The 16,037-nt window shown below is 61.8% G+C and carries 15 protein-coding genes and 2 tRNA genes; 13 read left to right on the forward strand and 4 right to left on the reverse strand.

Annotated elements, in window-relative coordinates; all coding sequences use genetic code 11:
- Genes rfaE1 through J4F42_04050 form a run of 4 tightly spaced genes read left to right on the forward strand, consistent with a single transcriptional unit; the run spans nucleotide 1 to nucleotide 4,751 of the window.
- Complete coding sequence (gene rfaE1, locus J4F42_04035; protein MCE2484657.1) at nucleotides 1–1,029, forward strand: D-glycero-beta-D-manno-heptose-7-phosphate kinase; 1,029 nt, start codon at nucleotides 1–3, stop codon at nucleotides 1,027–1,029.
- A complete protein-coding gene (locus tag J4F42_04040) occupies nucleotides 1,017–1,892 on the forward strand; it encodes a YicC family protein (GenBank protein MCE2484658.1) in 876 nt (291 codons plus the stop codon). Before rfaE1 ends, J4F42_04040 begins: the two co-directional genes overlap by 13 nt.
- 4 nt (nucleotides 1,893–1,896) lie before the next feature.
- Nucleotides 1,897–2,598 (forward strand): guanylate kinase, encoded by a 702-nt coding sequence (gene gmk, locus J4F42_04045; protein MCE2484659.1) that lies wholly within the window; start codon nucleotides 1,897–1,899, stop codon nucleotides 2,596–2,598.
- Nucleotides 2,595–4,751 carry a bifunctional (p)ppGpp synthetase/guanosine-3',5'-bis(diphosphate) 3'-pyrophosphohydrolase gene (locus J4F42_04050; GenBank protein MCE2484660.1) on the forward strand — a complete coding sequence of 719 codons (2,157 nt, stop codon included), beginning with the start codon at nucleotides 2,595–2,597 and terminating at the stop codon, nucleotides 4,749–4,751. Before gmk ends, J4F42_04050 begins: the two co-directional genes overlap by 4 nt.
- A 139-nt stretch (nucleotides 4,752–4,890) precedes the next feature.
- On the opposite strand, the gene J4F42_04055 is transcribed toward J4F42_04050, so the two are convergent.
- The 3 genes from J4F42_04055 to J4F42_04065 form a co-directional block, all read right to left on the reverse strand.
- Entirely contained in the window at nucleotides 4,891–5,181 is a 291-nt protein-coding gene (locus J4F42_04055; GenBank protein MCE2484661.1) for a hypothetical protein, read from the reverse strand.
- A gap of 58 nt (nucleotides 5,182–5,239) precedes the next feature.
- Nucleotides 5,240–5,314 (reverse strand) — tRNA-Arg (locus tag J4F42_04060).
- Nucleotides 5,315–5,461: 147 nt separating this feature from the next.
- Nucleotides 5,462–5,548, reverse strand: a tRNA-Ser gene (locus tag J4F42_04065).
- Nucleotides 5,549–5,976: 428 nt separating this feature from the next.
- On the opposite strand from J4F42_04065, the gene J4F42_04070 reads away from it, so the two are divergent.
- The 5 genes from J4F42_04070 to J4F42_04090 are packed head-to-tail and all read left to right on the forward strand — an operon-like array spanning nucleotide 5,977 to nucleotide 9,931.
- A complete protein-coding gene (locus tag J4F42_04070; GenBank protein ID MCE2484662.1) occupies nucleotides 5,977–7,422 on the forward strand; it encodes a hypothetical protein in 1,446 nt (481 codons plus the stop codon).
- A complete protein-coding gene (locus tag J4F42_04075) occupies nucleotides 7,400–7,954 on the forward strand; it encodes a hypothetical protein (GenBank protein ID MCE2484663.1) in 555 nt (184 codons plus the stop codon). The genes J4F42_04070 and J4F42_04075 overlap by 23 nt, the downstream gene beginning before the upstream one ends.
- Nucleotide 7,955: 1 nt before the next feature.
- Nucleotides 7,956–8,540: a hypothetical protein gene (locus J4F42_04080; protein MCE2484664.1), complete on the forward strand. Its 585-nt coding sequence runs from the start codon at nucleotides 7,956–7,958 to the stop codon at nucleotides 8,538–8,540.
- Between the two features lies 1 nt (nucleotide 8,541).
- Nucleotides 8,542–9,549, forward strand: coding sequence for an FAD:protein FMN transferase (locus J4F42_04085; GenBank protein ID MCE2484665.1), 1,008 nt, complete (start codon nucleotides 8,542–8,544; stop codon nucleotides 9,547–9,549).
- Between the two features lie 22 nt (nucleotides 9,550–9,571).
- The gene (locus J4F42_04090) at nucleotides 9,572–9,931 is read left to right on the forward strand and encodes a hypothetical protein (protein MCE2484666.1); all 360 of its coding nucleotides are present in this window, start codon (nucleotides 9,572–9,574) and stop codon (nucleotides 9,929–9,931) included.
- A 40-nt stretch (nucleotides 9,932–9,971) separates the two neighbouring features.
- Here J4F42_04090 and J4F42_04095 read toward each other — a convergent pair whose 3' ends face one another.
- Entirely contained in the window at nucleotides 9,972–10,433 is a 462-nt protein-coding gene (locus tag J4F42_04095) for a hypothetical protein (protein ID MCE2484667.1), read from the reverse strand.
- Between the two features lie 381 nt (nucleotides 10,434–10,814).
- Here J4F42_04095 and J4F42_04100 point away from each other — a divergent pair, with 381 nt between their 5' ends.
- From J4F42_04100 to J4F42_04115, 4 genes are all read left to right on the forward strand, one after another.
- Nucleotides 10,815–11,030, forward strand: coding sequence for a hypothetical protein (locus J4F42_04100; protein ID MCE2484668.1), 216 nt, complete (start codon nucleotides 10,815–10,817; stop codon nucleotides 11,028–11,030).
- 34 nt (nucleotides 11,031–11,064) lie between these two features.
- Nucleotides 11,065–12,711, forward strand: a complete 1,647-nt coding sequence (locus tag J4F42_04105) for a hypothetical protein (GenBank protein ID MCE2484669.1) — start codon at nucleotides 11,065–11,067, stop codon at nucleotides 12,709–12,711.
- A gap of 129 nt (nucleotides 12,712–12,840) precedes the next feature.
- Nucleotides 12,841–14,706, forward strand: a complete 1,866-nt coding sequence (locus J4F42_04110; GenBank protein MCE2484670.1) for a c-type cytochrome — start codon at nucleotides 12,841–12,843, stop codon at nucleotides 14,704–14,706.
- Between the two features lie 270 nt (nucleotides 14,707–14,976).
- The coding region (locus tag J4F42_04115) for a TonB-dependent receptor plug domain-containing protein (protein MCE2484671.1) at nucleotides 14,977–16,037 on the forward strand (1,061 nt) is incomplete at its 3' end.

The raw sequence follows: 16,037 nt of genomic DNA on the forward strand, positions 1-16,037 counted from the left end.
ATGGCCCAACACCTGTCCACACGCCCTGACGCCCCACCCGTCCCGAATATCCGCGCCGTGCTGGAGCGCTTTTCCCAGGTACGTGTGCTGGTAGTCGGTGATGTGATGCTGGATCGCTACATCTGGGGGCAGGTCGAGCGGATTTCTCCCGAGGCCCCGGTGCCGATCGTGCGGGTCACCGACGAGAGCCTGCGGGCCGGCGGAGCCGGCAACGTCATCACCAACATCCGCGCCCTGGGTGGCCAAGTCATCGCCTGCGGCCTGGTTGGTCGGGATCGGCACGGACGCCGCCTGGTGCACGAGCTGGCCGCCAGCGGGGCCGAGGTCAGCGGCGTCCTGACGAGCCGCAGCATGACGACGATCACCAAGACGCGGATTATCGCCCATAGCCAACAGGTCGTTCGGCTGGATCGCGAGCCGCACCGGACGGTCGAGAGCCGGCTCCGAGCTCGGCTGCGCGCCTTTGTTCGTGGTCACATTGAGGAGTGCGACGTGGTCGTGGTGTCCGACTACGGCAAGGGGGCGATTGACGCCGAGCTGCTCGACCTGTTGGCCACCTCACACCGCCAGCACGGATTTGTGTATGTGATCGACCCCAAACCGCCCAATTTCGCCGCCTACCGGGGGGCGAGTCTGGTCAAACCCAACCTGGCCGAAGCCAGTCAGGCCGCCGGCCTGGCCATTCATGACGAGACCAGTCTGGCCGAGGCAGGCGCGCGACTGCTCGACCGGTGGGATACCCCGGCAGTCCTGATCTCGCGCGGCGAGGGCGGCCTGAGCCTGTTTCAAGCGGGCAAAACGGTCCGCCATTTCCCGACTATGGCGCGCGAGGTTTTTGACGTTACCGGAGCCGGGGACACCGTCCACGCCACCTGTGCGCTGGCCCTCGGGGCCGGCACCTCTCTGGAGGCGGCAACCATCTTCGCCAACCATGCGGCCGGTGTCGTGGTCGGCAAAGTCGGCACCGCCACGGTCAGCCCGGCAGAGCTGCGGGCGGTCCTATGTGAGACATACCCATGCGCAGTATGACAGGCTATGGAAGCGGCAGCGCAGCCTTTCCGGGTGGACGGGTGAGCGCTGAAATACGGACGGTCAACCATCGCTTTTTGGAAATGAAGATGTCGCTGCCGCGCCTCTTTCTGCCCTGGGAAGATGAGTTCCGGCGCCAGCTGAGCGCGCAGGTCGGCCGCGGTCGGCTTGAGCTGTCGCTCAATCTGAGCGGACGGACGCCGCACACCTCCACAGTCTCCCTCAACCGCGACCTGGCTCGGGCCTACCGCCTGGCGTTCAGCGAGCTGCAAAAAGAACTCGGCATCGACACCCCGCTCGACCTGCGGCTGCTGGCCTCGCGGCCGGAGCTGTTCCAGGTCAGCGTCCAGCCCCAGCTCAGTCAGACCGAGCTTGGAGCGGCCAAAAAAGCGGTTGACAGGGCCCTGCGTAGCCTGGAGCGCCAGCGTAGCCGGGAGGGCAGATTTCTGCGCCGCGAGCTGCGCGGCCGGCTCCAGACCTTGAGCCGGTTTGGACGGGCGGCCGCCCGCCGTAGCGGCCGGAGCCAGACGGCCGCCCGCCGGCGGCTGGCCGAGCGGGTCCAAACCTTTTTGGCTGACACCCAGCTCGACCAGTCGCGCCTGCTCCAGGAGGTGGTGGTAGCCACCCAGAAGAGCGATATCACCGAAGAGCTGGTCCGTTTACAGAGCCATGTGGAGACCATGATGGATCTCATTGCCAGCCATGAACCGGTCGGCAAACGCCTGGACTTTCTGCTGCAAGAGATCAACCGCGAGGTCAATACGATCGGCGCCAAGGCCGATGACGCCCCGCTCCGCCATTTGGTCGTTGAGGCCAAAGAGGAGGTAGAAAAATTGCGCGAACAAGTGCAGAATGTAGAGTAACTGTATGTCGCGTCAGGCTCACCGTTTCTGCTTTCCCCGACAGGGGGTGCTTTTTCTGCTCTCGGCTCCTTCCGGAACGGGCAAAACCACGCTGGCCCAGCGGCTGCTGGAGCGGGTGAGCGGGCTGTCGGTCTCGGTCTCGTATACTACCCGCCCGCCCCGGCCCGGAGAGGTCGACGGACGGGCGTATCACTTTGTGAGCGAAGCCGAGTTTGCGCGGTTGCGCCGAGCCCACGCCTTTGTCGAATGGGCCGAGGTCCACGGCGCGCTGTACGGTACTGCCCACGCCGTCCTCGACGCCGCCGTGTCACGTGGCCGCGACCTGCTGCTTGAGATCGATGTCCAGGGGGCGCGACACATCAAAAGCCGTTATCCGCAGGCAGTGGCGATTTTTATTCTGCCACCGTCATGGCAGGAGCTTGAGCGACGGCTGCGAAAACGCGCCACCGACTCGGCCCAGACCATTGCCCGACGCCTGACCCGTGGACGCCAGGAGGCTCGCCAGCTGGCCCGGTATGACTACTGCGTGGTGAACGAGCAACTCGACGAGACCGAGGCCGACCTCGTGGCTATCATCCGAACCGAGCGGACCCGCATTGCCCGCTTCACCCAGTCGGTGACGCTGCAAAGTCTGCTCGGCCCGCAGCCGGACTGCTCTTCAACCGCCCCGACCCTGGTCTCGCCCGACGGATACGAACAGCCATGACCCACCAACAGCTGATCGACACCATTCAGACCTACCATCCGGACGCCAACACCGACCTGCTGGCCCGGGCCTACACGTTCTCGGAACGCATGCATCAGGGCCAGAAGCGCCGCTCCGGGGAGCCCTACTTCGTCCACCCGGTTGAGGTCGCCAAGCTTCTGACCACGATGAAGCTGGACGTGCCGACGGTCATCACCGGCCTGCTGCACGACACGGTCGAGGATACCCTGACCACCCTGGAAGAGGTCGAGCAGCAGTTTGGCACCGAAGTGGCCGGTCTGGTCGATGGGGTGACCAAGATCAGCCAGATCCATTTCACCACCCGCGAAGAACGCCAGGCCGAGAATTTCCGTAAAATGATCCTGGCCATGGGCCGTGATATCCGGGTAGTGCTGGTCAAGCTCGCCGACCGGACCCACAACATGCGCACCCTGTCCTATCTGTCGCCGAACAAGCGGCGCGAGATTGCCGCAGAAACCCTGGACATTTATGCTCCCCTGGCCCATCGGCTAGGTATCTACTGGCTCAAAAGCGAACTCGAAGACAACGCCCTGCGCTACCTCCACCCCGAGGTCTACCGGCAGCTCAAACGCGATATCGCCAAGAAAAAAACCGAGCGGGCGGCCTATATCGACGAAGTCATCAGCATTCTGCAAGCCAAGCTCGACCACGCCCGGATTTCGGCCGATGTCCACGGCCGGCCCAAGCACTTCTACTCCATCTACCAGAAGATGGAGTCCCAGAACCTGCTGTTTGACCAGATTTATGACTTGGTAGCGTTTCGGATTATCGTCAATTCGGTCAGCGAGTGCTACGGCGCCCTGGGGATTGTCCACAGCCACTGGCGACCGGTTCCCGGCCGCTTCAAAGACTACATCGCCCTGCCCAAGGCGAACAGGTATCAGTCCCTGCACACCACCGTGATCGGTCCCTACGGCGAGCGCATCGAGGTGCAGATTCGGACCCACGATATGCACCGGATTGCCGAGGAGGGCATTGCCGCCCACTGGACGTATAAAGAGGGCCGTCGGGTGGTGGAGGAAGACCAACGCTTCTCCTGGCTGCGCCAGCTCCTGGAGTGGCAGCAGCAGGTTCAGGACCCGGCCGAATTTCTACACACGGTCAAGGGCGACCTGTTCACCGAAGAAGTGTATGTGTTCACCCCAAAGGGCGACCTGCACGATTTTCCGCAGGGAGCTTCGGCCGTGGATTTCGCCTACCGGGTCCACTCCGAGGTCGGCAACCACTGTACCGCAGCACGGGTCAACGGCCGTCTGGTGCCGCTGCGCTACCAGCTCCGCAACGGCGATACAGTAGAGATTGTGACCAAGCCCTCCCAAACGCCGAGCAAGGACTGGCTCAAACTCGTCAAAACGCCCAAAGCCCAGGCCCGGATTCGGCAGTGGGTCAAGGCCCAGCAGCGCGAGCGCAGCGTTGCCCTGGGTCGCGAACTGCTGGAGCGCGAGCTGTCCCGCCACCAGCTCGACGCGACCGCGCTGCGCAAACAGGGCAAACTCGAGGGCGCCATCAAGGCCCTGGGCTATAAGGGGGAAGAGACCCTGCTGGCCGCCCTGGGCTACGGCCAGCTGACCGTCAGAAATCTGCTGCCCCACCTGCTGCCGGCCAACGGCAGCCAGTCGTGGCAAGCCCTGGGCGAGGCCGAACTCGACAAGATTGTCAGCCGAACGGACCGCGAAGGCGGCGGCCGGAGCGGGGTGCGGGTCGGGGGTATCGGCGATATCCTGGTGCGCTTCGGGCGCTGCTGCAATCCCCTGCCCGGAGAGCGCATTCTGGGCGTCATCACCCGGGGCAAAGGCGTGACCGTGCACGCGGTGGAGTGTCAGCGTCTGCTGGAGAGCGATCCCCAACGCCACGTCGCGGTCAGCTGGGACAAGGCCAACGATTTCACCCGCACGGTCAAAGTCGAAGTCCTGTCTGAAGACCGGCCCGGCCTGCTGGCCGCCATGAGCAAGGCCATCAGTTCGGTCGAGGTCAATATCAAAAGCGCCAATGTCCGCACCCTGTCCGACAACCGGGCGCTGAACGTCTTCGAGGTCATGGTCGGCAGCGCGACAGACCTCAAGCGGGTCGTCAACAATCTGGGCAAGATCCGTGGCGTGGTGAAAGTCAACCGCGTCCGCGAGCGTCAATAAGGTCGTGCGGGTCAGGCAGGCGCCTGCGAGCCTAGCCGGCCAGTTCTGGTAGAAGATACTGACGGCCCGCAATGTCGCTCCAAACTGTCTGGCAACAAGCTTCGCAGAACTTTGTGATGACCGGAGTACAGTGAAGGCTCTAATGCTGACGAGTCTCGGCCAGGATTGCCGCGACCCGTTCCTCGGTCCGGTCTGAGGATTGCTTGATTTCCAGCAGCATTTGCCCCACATCGCGCAGCATAGCCTGGGACTCGCGCAGCATAGTCTGAGATTCCTGCTGCTGGCGAGTAGAGTCTTGCCTGGCCAGCACTACGAGCTGCGCCAGGTAGTTGGTCTGCTTCAGCAGCGCTTTATCGTTGTCTTCCAGAGTAGCCAGCTTTTGCAGAATCTTATCCATCTTCTTGTGGACACCGGTTTGGTTGGCTGCCATGCGTCTTGCCTCTTCCGCCCACCGGCGTTTCGCCATGCAGGCTTCTCGCTCAAAAAAACGCGCCCTGGAGGATTCGAACCTCCGACCTACAGATTCGTAGTCTGCCGCTCTATCCAGACTGAGCTAAGGGCGCATACACGGCGGAAAAACCCCTCCGGTCATGGGCTCTCCCTCCTAGCATACCCGCAGGAACACGACAAGCGCCGAGCGCAGCGGTCGGTCCTTGTACGACTCGATCAAGGCGTGTCAGTGGAAGCGGTGCGGTGCCGAGAGACGGGAGCGGAGAGGGCGGGATTCGAACCCGCGGTACGCGCTAACGTACACTCGCTTAGCAGGCGAGCGCCATAGACCACTCGGCCACCTCTCCACGCTGTTTGGCTCGGATTCGGCTCCCGGAATACTAGCCTTTCTGCCACAACCGCGCAACGACTTTTTCTTCTCTAGCCCTTGACAAATGAAATTGATAATGATTCTCAATTTCACTCATGGAAGTCCAAGCTCCATCTTCCTCATCAAGCCATGCGCAAGAGTGTCGCTGCTGCTGCGGGAACCTCTTAGCCCTGCTCCGCCCAAACGGCGTCGAACTCAAATGTCGGCGCTGTAAACGGATCGTTCTCATTCCGTGGGGTGCAGCGTCGATGCGGCATGACGTGACAGCTGAGTGGCGGGACGCCGAACAGGAAGGAGGCAACTGAGCCCAGAGCCATGATGTGATCGAATCAGTGCGGCAGAGGCCAGCGGTACCAAACCCAGAGCCCTTTTGTGATGGACCTCAAACAGGGAGGAGGGTTGAGAATGGTACGAATGTTGGCAGTCGCCCTGGCGACGCTCATCTGCATGGGCGGGACTTCTCAGTTGGCCCGGGCAGCTGATGATGACCGAATTCAGCAGTTGGAACAGCAAATGCTACAGATGCAACAAGAACTGACTGCTCTCAAAGAAGAACGACAGCAGGAGCAGGAAGAAGCCACCCGGCGCACCAGCCTGCTGGCCGAGGAAGTGGAAAACCTGCGCACCAGCCTGACCGTGCCCGACTTCGAGCCGCTGACCATGGAAGACAGCGTGTACGGCCTGGGACCGGCAGCCTCGAAGATTTACGGCGTGGAGCGGGGCTTGTCGATCGGCGGCTATGGTGAGGCCTTTTACCGCAAGGATGTGAGCGATAAGACGCGCAGCGACCGCGACTTCACGGACAACCTGCGTTTCGTACTGTACACCGGCTATAAGTTCACCGACCGCATCATCCTGAACGCCGAGTTGGAGTTCGAGCACGCCGGGACGGGCGCCGGCGGCTCGGTGTCGGTCGAGTTCGCCTACATCGATTTCCTGATGTGGGAGTGGGCCAACTTCCGCGCCGGCATGTTGCTCGCCCCGCTGGGTATCGTCAACGAGTTGCACGAGCCCGTGTTCTTCTACGGCGTGGAGCGACCCGAGGTCGAGCGGCGCATCATCCCCTCAACTTGGCGCGAGAACGGCATCGGCATATTCGGCCAACTGCTGCCCGGCCTGGAATACCGCATCTACGGCATGAACGCGCTTGAAGGCGCGTCGAGCAACACGGCAGCGTGTACGCCTGACGAGAACGGCAACTGTTTGACCAAGCCCTCGTTCAAACTGAAGGAACACTTCCGCAGCACGCGCCAGAAGGGCGGGAATGCCATGGCCGAGGATATCGCCCTGGCCGCGCGGCTGGACTATACGCCGATGCTGAACCTCACGTTCGGCGGCTCGGTGTACACCGGCAAGACCTCCCACGACAGTCAGTACTACGAGTGTGTGGACGGGGAATGTGGCCCGGTCAATGTGCCCGGCGCGCGGCTGACCATCTGGGAACTGCATGGCATGTACAGCTGGCAAGGGCTGGACCTGCGGGCGCTGTTCGCCATGTCCCATCTGGAAGACTCGGACGAACTCAACCGGATCGGCGGCGGCGGCAAGATCGCCAAGGAGATGTACGGCTTCTATACCGAGGCCGCCTACGACATCATGCCGTGGCTGCTGGGCGACACCCAACAGCAATTGTCGCCCTTTTTCCGCTTCTCGCTTATCGACCAGCATGCCGATATGGCCGGAGACTGGGAGGAACAGGATCGGTACGAGCACAACATCTGGACCACCGGTATCAGCTATAAACCTCACCCCAACGTCGTGCTCAAGGTAGATTACCGCAACTTCGATACCGAAGATAACAACCACGAGCGCGAAGACGAGGTCAACTTTGGCATTGGCTTTGTCTTCTAGCCCGTACATCCTGTGCGTGGTGGCACTGCTGGGCAGTGCCACTATTATTGAAGCCGAGGTTTTTTATTCCAAGGCAAAGGCGTTGCAGGTGGCATTTCCCACGGCAGACCGCGTCGAGACGCAAACCTTCTTCCTCACCCCGCAGCAGATCGAGCGGGTTGAGGCCCTGGCCCAGACCTCGGTCGATTCCAAGCTGGCCACCTTTCACGTCGGCCATGCGGCCGACACCGTGCAGGGCTACGCCTTTATTGAGACCCATATTGTGCGGACCTTTCCGGAAACCTTTCTGATGGTGGTGTCACCCGACGGCAGCCTGCAAAAACTCCTGGTCCTGGCCTTTTACGAGCCGCTCGAATACCTGCCGTCAGATCTCTGGTTGGAGCAGTTCGATCAGAAACACTTGACGCCTGCGTTACGCCTGCGGCGCGATATCCACGGTATCATGGGCTCCACCCTGACCGCCCAGGCTGCGACCCAAGGCGTGCGCAAAGTCCTGGCCCTTTTTCAGGTCTTGATTCAGGAGAAACCATAGCGTGCGCTTTGTGATTACCGGCGAGTGGTCCAAAAACCGGCTGCTCCAACTCATCATCGTCATCTTTGTCATTTATGTGGCCGGCCTGTGGCTGACCAACGCCCTGCTGTATTTCCAGAAGATGAGCCTCAGCTATGCCTCGGTGACGGAATACTATCTGGGATCGGAAGAACGTTTTTTGCAGCCCCGCAGCTATCAGGGCATGCTGGAAGTGGCACACTTTCATCTCTTTGCCATGGGGCTGCTCCTGCTGACGCTGACCCATCTGATGCTGTTCGTACCGCTCAGCCCGAATGCCAAGGCCGGGTTCATCATCATTCCGTTTACGTCCGCTCTGGTGAACGAGGGCGGCGGCTGGCTGGTGCGTTTTGTCCATCCCGTGTTCGCCTACCTGAAAATCGGCGGGTTTGTGGCCTTGGAAATCAGTCTGGCGGTGCTGATCCTTGTCGCGCTGTGGGCAGTCTTTGTCGGCTCTCAGGAGCAGTACCGCAAGGACCGCAGGCCGGCCGCGACGCCCCGACCGCCCTCCAACAGCCCCGAGCAGTCGCCCATGACGGAAGTCGGTCTGGAAGGAGTAGAGCGCTAGGATGCTGCGACCTCTCCGCCTCCACATCATCCTCCATGTCTTCGGCTGCCTGCTCCTGCTGAGTCTGCCGAGCGCCGGCCTGCCGCTGTCGTGCGTGATCGACGGCCGCTACACCATGGGCACGGTCTTGCAGCTGACGCTGTGTGGAACCGACCCAGACCATACCCGGCGCACCAGCGACAGCCTGTTTCAGACTGCGGCTCGGCTGGATCGGCTGCTGACGACATACGCGCCCGACAGCCCGGTCAGCCGTCTGAACGCCACGGCCGGCCAGGGCGCGATGCCCGTTCCGGCCGAGGTCATGGACGCGCTCTCCCTGTCCGTTCGCTACTGGGAGCTGACCCGCGGCACGTTTGACATCACCGTTGGCCCGCTCATGGCCTTGTGGAAGAACGCCTCCGGCCTGCCCTCCCCCGACGCTGTGCGGCACACCCTCAGCCGGGTCGGCAGCCACCAGATCGTCCTCTCCCCGCAGGGGACGGTTGCCCTGGCTCAGCAGGATATGACCCTCGACCTCGGGGGTATTGGCAAGGGGTTTGCGCTCGACCGCATGGTCGCCCTGCTCAAGGAGCGGCGGGTCGGCCGCGCCCTGCTCAATTTTGGCCACAGCAGCCAGTGGGCTGTGGGCCGCCCGCCCGATGCCCCAGGCTGGCGGCTGCTGGTCCGACTCCCGGACGGTACCATCACGGGGATCGCCACCCTGCGCGACCAAGCCCTGTCCGTCTCGGGCAGCCTGGGCCAGAGTGTCGCGCTCGGCGACCGGCGCTACGGGCATGTGATCGATCCCCGCACCGGGCAGCCCATTCAACGCGACCTGCTGGCCTGCGTGGTCGCTCCCAGCGCCGCCCAGGCCGAAGCCTTGAGCAAAGCCTTGCTCATCCTCGGTGAATCGGAAGGAACGGCGCTGCTGGAGCGTCAGTCAGGCGTAGAGGGCCTGTTACTCGAAGCAGACGGGCAGCGGTGGGAAACGAAGGGCTGGCGGCAGGCCGTTTCGTTTGTTGCTTTGTAAGCGCACACATCAGGAGAGACGTATGTCACACGAGCAAATCTTGAGTACCATCACGGCCGACAAGGAGCACAGCCGTCTTGAAGTCGCCCTCAGCTCCGATGCCGCCGGCGAACAGACCCTTGAACTCCGGCGGCAGTCGTGGGGCAAAGGCGTGGGCTGGTACCGGCAACACACCTTACAGCTCGGGCCGGCGGAAGCGGAGGCCCTGCTTCAGACCTTGCGCACAAGCGGCCACACCTGGCGGAAACACTCGAAACGGACTGGCGGAAAGGTCATTCCGTTTCCCGGACGTGCGTCGGGTACGATTCTCGGCGGCGGGAGGACGGATAAAGGCGATGGGGAGAGGGCGAAACGGACAAAAAAACGGGCAGCCCGTTCATGAGCTGCCCGCTTATCGGAAAAAAGGGTGAAGAGCCTCGCGTTTAGCCGACCCGGCGCAGATTCACCTCGCGCTCAAGCCCACTCGTTTGGACCATGCCGAGATACATTTCAAGCTCTTCAATGTCTGCCTGCTCCGCCTCAATCTGGTTCTCCAGCATGACGCGCAGCGGCAGGTTATCGTCGGCCAGGGCGTGGGCGTCCATGTATGCCTGCAGGGCAGCCCGTTCGAGTTCCAAATCCTGGTTCAGCATCTCTTCGAGGTCGGTTGACTGGCGAATCGGCGCGCCCAACTCGACCGTCGGGATACCGCCCAGGATCACAACTTTCTGGCCGAACTTGTGGGCGTGGCCGTGGGCACTCTCGCTCTGGTCGGAAAAGAAGCCCGCGTACTCCTTGCGCCACAAGCCGCTGACCAGCAGGGCGTGCTGTTTGTACTGCATGACTGCGGTGTGTTCCAAAGCAACCGCCTTATTGAGCGCATCAATCATCTTTTTGGTATCCATCGTGAACTCCTTTCGCTTCAGGACAGGACAAAACGTCGTATGCACATAGAGTAATACGCTCGACCCGGTGTGTCAAGCCTATTTTCGATCTAAGTTACTGATTTTGTTGAATAAAATGATTCTGATAATCATTTTCAACTAGAAGCAAAGACGATTTTGAAATCCATTTTCAATTAGAAACGCTATTCATGAACTGATATTGAAAAGCATTTTCAATTCACCCCGGAAAGGACGCCATATGGGACCCTAGTCTATATTTCACAGGACCGGAGATAAGAGCTGAAAAGCGGCCAGAGGTATGCACCCAGAGCCCGTGGAGACATCGTCTTCGCGGGCTTTTTTTGTGCCGTTCAGGCTCAGTCGGAAAAGGAGGAAGAACCGATGGAAAAAATCCAGGACAACAACACGGTCGTCTTCATGAACCAGCGTGGGCTTTCCACCCGGATCTGTCCGCGTGGCAGTGTGGCCGTGTGTATCGGTCATACCTGCGTGTCCCTCCGCAAGTCGGATTTTCTCGATCTGGCGGAAATTATCATGGCCACCCAACAACACCTGCTCGAACATGACGGCTTTGAACATGGCCACACAAAGCACTGAGTCGGTCGGCACCTGAACTTGAGAAGGAGATTGCATGAAGAAGTCAATATGGATGATGTTTGCGGGCCTGCTGTTCAGCGCCCTTCCGGCCTTCGCCACCATTCAGGTCAGCCTGGAAAACCCGGCCAGCGGGACGAGCGCCAGCGGAGTGACGGTTGTTTCCGGCTGGGCCTTCAGCGACAGCGGCGCCGCAGTCACGGTCTCGCTGCGCGTCAACGGGAAAACCACCGAGACCACAGTGCTGTGCTGCGGACCGCGTCAAGATGTCAAGGATAGGCACGCAGCGGCGCCGCTCAACAGCGGCTTCGGCCTGTTGTGGAATTATGGTGCATTGCCCTCGGGCGTCCACACCATCGGCGTCGAAGTCAGCGCCGAGGGCGAGGAGTCGGTGATTGCGGACAGCAGCATCACCGTGGTGAGACCGGCCGATGCCGAGTTTCTCGAGTCGCTCTCAATCGACAATGCCAGGGTCGACATACATGACGGCGAAATTCATATTACCGAGGCCGAGGCGACCCCAACAGACGACACCTCAGTCAAAACAGATCTGACCCTGTCCTACCACGTCAGCCGTCAGGGGTTTGGGATCGACATGGCTCAGGATGACCTCGGTCCCATGCAGTCCCCCTACGATGCGTTGGAACTGTTAGAGGATGTCGCCCATGCCATCTTCGCCACCTATGACGCGCTGAATGAAGCGACGATAGACCCGGAGGCGTCCACCACGGGCATGACGGTGGACACGAGCACCCTGCACGCGGCGGTCCATTCCTTTGTCGGGACGAGCGCCGGAAGCCAGGCTGCGGCTGTTGAGCTGCTGCCCGCCGTCCAAGCCGCCTGGCGGAATACGCGGGTCCCCTGGGAGCAGAGCGAGGCGTTTCTGTTCGGGCCGGTGGACAGTGACGAACACGACCCCTTCCTGGATACCTGGCCGCTCAACGTCACCGACCTCGAAAATATCATCGCCTCCAGCGATGACATTGCGACCCTCGATCTTGCCGACGATGTCCAGGGCTTCCACGCCCTGGAATATCTGCTGTTCCAAGACAAAAACGGGAGTACCGACCCCGCCGCGATTGTGGCCGGCTTCAGCACCGACGAACGCAGGCGAACCTACGCGCGGACTGTGGCCGGTCTCTTTGCCCGCCACACCCAGGAACTCCGCAACAGTTGGGACCCGGCAGGCGGCGACTTTGTGCACGAACTGGCCCTGGCCGGCCGCGGTAGGATGACCTACACCGACCAGAAATCGGCCGTGCAGGAGCTGGTCAACGGCATGATCGGGATTGCCGACGAGTTGGGCAACGTCAAAATAGGGGTTCCTCTCAACGATCAGAGCACCGCCGAAGAAGAGTCGCGCTTCAGCAACAACTCCAGGCGCGACTTCATCGACAACGTGCGCAGCATCAACAACGTCTATGAGGGCCGTTTTGACCAGCATGACGGCACCTCGACGGGAGTGACGGATTTTGTCGCCAATCAAGACCCGGCCCTTGACGCGAAGGTACGGATGGCGATCCGTGACGCCATGACGGCAGTCATCGCCATCCCCGAGCCGTTTGGCCAGAGCATCATGAGCCATCGCGCGACTGTCCAAGCGGCGGTCGAGGCAGCCCAGCACTTGCAGGCGACGCTGGAAGAAATCCTGCCTGTCGTCCAGGCGGCGAGCTTCACCCACTGAGCGACCCGATGACTGAACGAGGGAGAGACTGCCCTGAGCGGCCCATCCCCTACAGGACACGTTCCTGCTCTCCTTCCAGACACCTAAGGGTTCAGACCAAGAGCCAAGGAAGGAGCAAGGAGAGCAGTGTTGTATCGTGCGTTTATCCTGTGTGTCTGCCTGGTGTGGCCGGCGGTGAGTCAGGCCACCCTGACCGTCAGCCTCGAAAACCCCGGCGATAGCGGCAGTGTCTCGGGCCTGAGCGTCATTTCCGGCTGGGCCTTCTCGGACAGCGACGCGCCCATTACGGTCGCGCTCCGCATCAACGGCGAGCCCTACGGCCCCGTCCCCTGCTGCGGCCCGCGCCAGGATGTGACGGACGCCATCCCTGGGGCGCCGCTGCATACGGCCTTCGGCCTGCTGTTCAACTACGGCCTGCTCGACGCGGGCGTCCACAGCCTGGGGGTGGAGGTCACGGCGCCGGGCGAAGAGCCGGTCTTTGTCGAGCATCCCGTCAGGGTGGTGAAGCCGGGCGGGGCCGAGTTCGTTGACCAGCTCGACCTGAGTCAGGCCCAGGCCGGCATTGAGGGCAATGAACTCGTGCTGTCCGGGGTCCGGCTGCGCTCCGAGCTGGGCACAAGCACGGTTGACCTGCGGGTGACCTATGAGCCGCGTAACCAATCGCCGGTCATTGTGGCCGCCACCGACAGCGACCCGAGCGGCGCTCAGCACGCCGCCCTGTCGGGCGGCGAGACCACCCTTTTCGACGCGAGCAGCCAGGCGTTTGAAATGCCGGCTCCGAACCTGGTCGGGGAGCGTCTCCAGAAGCATTTTGATGGGGACGCCGCTTTTGGAGACAGTTTTGTCACCGCCCCGGCTCCGGTCTTCAGCGGCCTGGGTCCCATCTTCAACAATAATGCCTGCGACAGCTGTCACCCGAAAAACGGACGCGGCCGCCCGCCCCGCGAGGGCGAGCGGCTGAGGTCCATGTTTCTGCGTATCAGCGTCCCCGGCACCGACCCCCTGACGGGCGGGCCGCTGCCCGTTCCGGGTATGGGCACCCAGCTCCAACATCGGGCCGTGTTTGGTGTCCGGCCGGAAGCGGACGTGAGCATGACCGAGACCGAGCGTATCGAAACCTTTGCCGACGGCGAGACCATTCGTCTGCGGACGCTACACTTCCACATCGAGAATCCGACTGAACCCCTGCCCGCCCATGTCCTGACCTCGCCGCGCACCGGCCTGCCTGTCTTAGGACGCGGCCTGCTCGAAGCGATTGAGCAGGAGACGATCCTGGCCCTGGCCGACGAGTTTGACGCCGATGGAGACGGGATTTCCGGTCGGCCGAATATGGTCTGGGACATCGTAAGCGGCACAACACAGCTCGGCCGCTTTGGCTGGAAGGCCAATAATCCCAACCTCTTCCAGCAGACCTTCAGCGCCTATCAGCAAGACATCGGCATTACCAATCCGGTCTTGCCGCTTGAAAGCGCCTCGGGCCAAATCCAGGCCGACGGCCTGTCCGACGATCCCGAGATCGATATGGAAACCCTTGATGTGGCGACCTTCTACGTCCAGACGCTGGCCGTTCCGGCCCGTCGCAACATACACGACCCACAGGTCCGTAGAGGCGAAGCACTGTTTGGTGAGGCCGGTTGTGCGGCCTGCCATACCCCGACGCTGCGGACAGGCGTCCTGGTCGGGGTGCCGGAGGTATCACACCAGACGATTCATCCCTACACCGACATGCTGCTCCACGACATGGGCGAGGGCTTAGCCGACGGTCGGCCCGACTTTCTGGCCACGGGTCGGGAGTGGCGCACCCCGCCGCTGTGGGGTATCGGGCTCACCCTGCGTATCCAGGGCCATACCCTGTTCCTGCACGACGGCCGGGCTCGCAGCCTCATGGAAGCGATCATGTGGCACGGTGGGGAAGCCGCCCGGTCACGAGAAGCCGTGCGGGCGATGGCCAAGGAAGACCGCCAAGCCCTGATCGCGTTTTTGGAGTCGCTGTGAGCGGCGTTTGGCCTTGACAAAGACAAAGAATAATCGTAGGAGCTAGTTGAATTTGAAAATCAATTTCAACTGACAGAGTAGAGGCCAGCAGCGATACAGCTCAGAGCCCGCCAGGAAGCATGTTTTCCGGCGGGCTTTTTTTATGGACGGATAACAGGAGTGCAACAGCGGGGCGACCAGCCTCCCGGCCAGGGATGACAAGAGCAGACCTGTCGTTACGGCAGACTCTGGCCGACTCGGGAGGTTTGCCCAGGCCGAAAAAGAGAGCGTATGCGAACCAGCTGTGTTTGGAGCCTGGCGGCCGTTCTTGTCGTGTGTCTGGGGACCACCAGCCCGGCCCAGGACTCCCCGCAGCAGACACCAGCCTCGGGCGAACAGCCCGTGTCGCAACCCGTCCCGCCGTCGTCCGCTCCGGCTGTCATGCTGGACAAAATATCGGTAACAGCCACAAAAAGTGAGGAACGTTCGGTGTCCAATATCCCCGGCCATGTCAGCGTCATCGACCGCCAGGACATTGAGCGTTACCAGGCCCAGGACCTGGCCGACCTGCTGCGCTATGAGCCGGGCATAGACATTGTTTCGGGACCACGCCGCATCACCGAACGGCCCTCGATTCGCGGGCTGAGCGGCACCCGCGTCCTGCTGACCGTCGACGGCGCCCGGCTCAATTACAACACCGCCCATGGGGGCAACCTCAACTTCGTTGACATCGAGTCCTTGGAACGGCTCGAAATCATCCGCGGCCCGGCCTCGGCGCTGTACGGCAGCAGCGCCCTGGGCGGCACGATCAATATGCTGACCAAGAGCGGCAGTGAAATGCTCCGCCCCGGCCAGACGGTGGGCGCCCGGGCGCGCTGGACGTTTAACAGCAACAACCAGGAGCTGAGCGAGCACGTCTCCCTGTACGGCATCATTGGCAAGCGTTTCGATTACATCGTCAGCTACACCCGCCACGACGCGAGCGATGTGGAGACGGCCAGAGACACCATCGACAACAGCGGCTTCCGCACAAATGACGTGTTTCTCAAGAGCCGCTATTTTGTGACCGAGCGGGATACGCTGAGTTTCACCACCCAACTCTTTCGCGACACCTCGGATATTCCCTTTGCGTCGAGCGACCAATACGCCAGCCGTACCCAAGACGATGATACGGACCGCAATCTGTTCAACCTGCGCTACGAACACCACTCACCGGGTTCGTGGCTGAGCCGCATCACCTGGCTGGGCTATCTGCACCAGACCGATATTCAGGAGGACGAAAAGCGCCGCGCCCCGGACCACAGTCGGACACGCATCAAGGACGACCTGGACTGGGACACCTGGGGCAGCGA

This window comes from Desulfurellaceae bacterium, from assembly GCA_021296095.1.
Lineage (GTDB): Bacteria > Desulfobacterota > Binatia > Bin18 > Bin18 > JAAXHF01.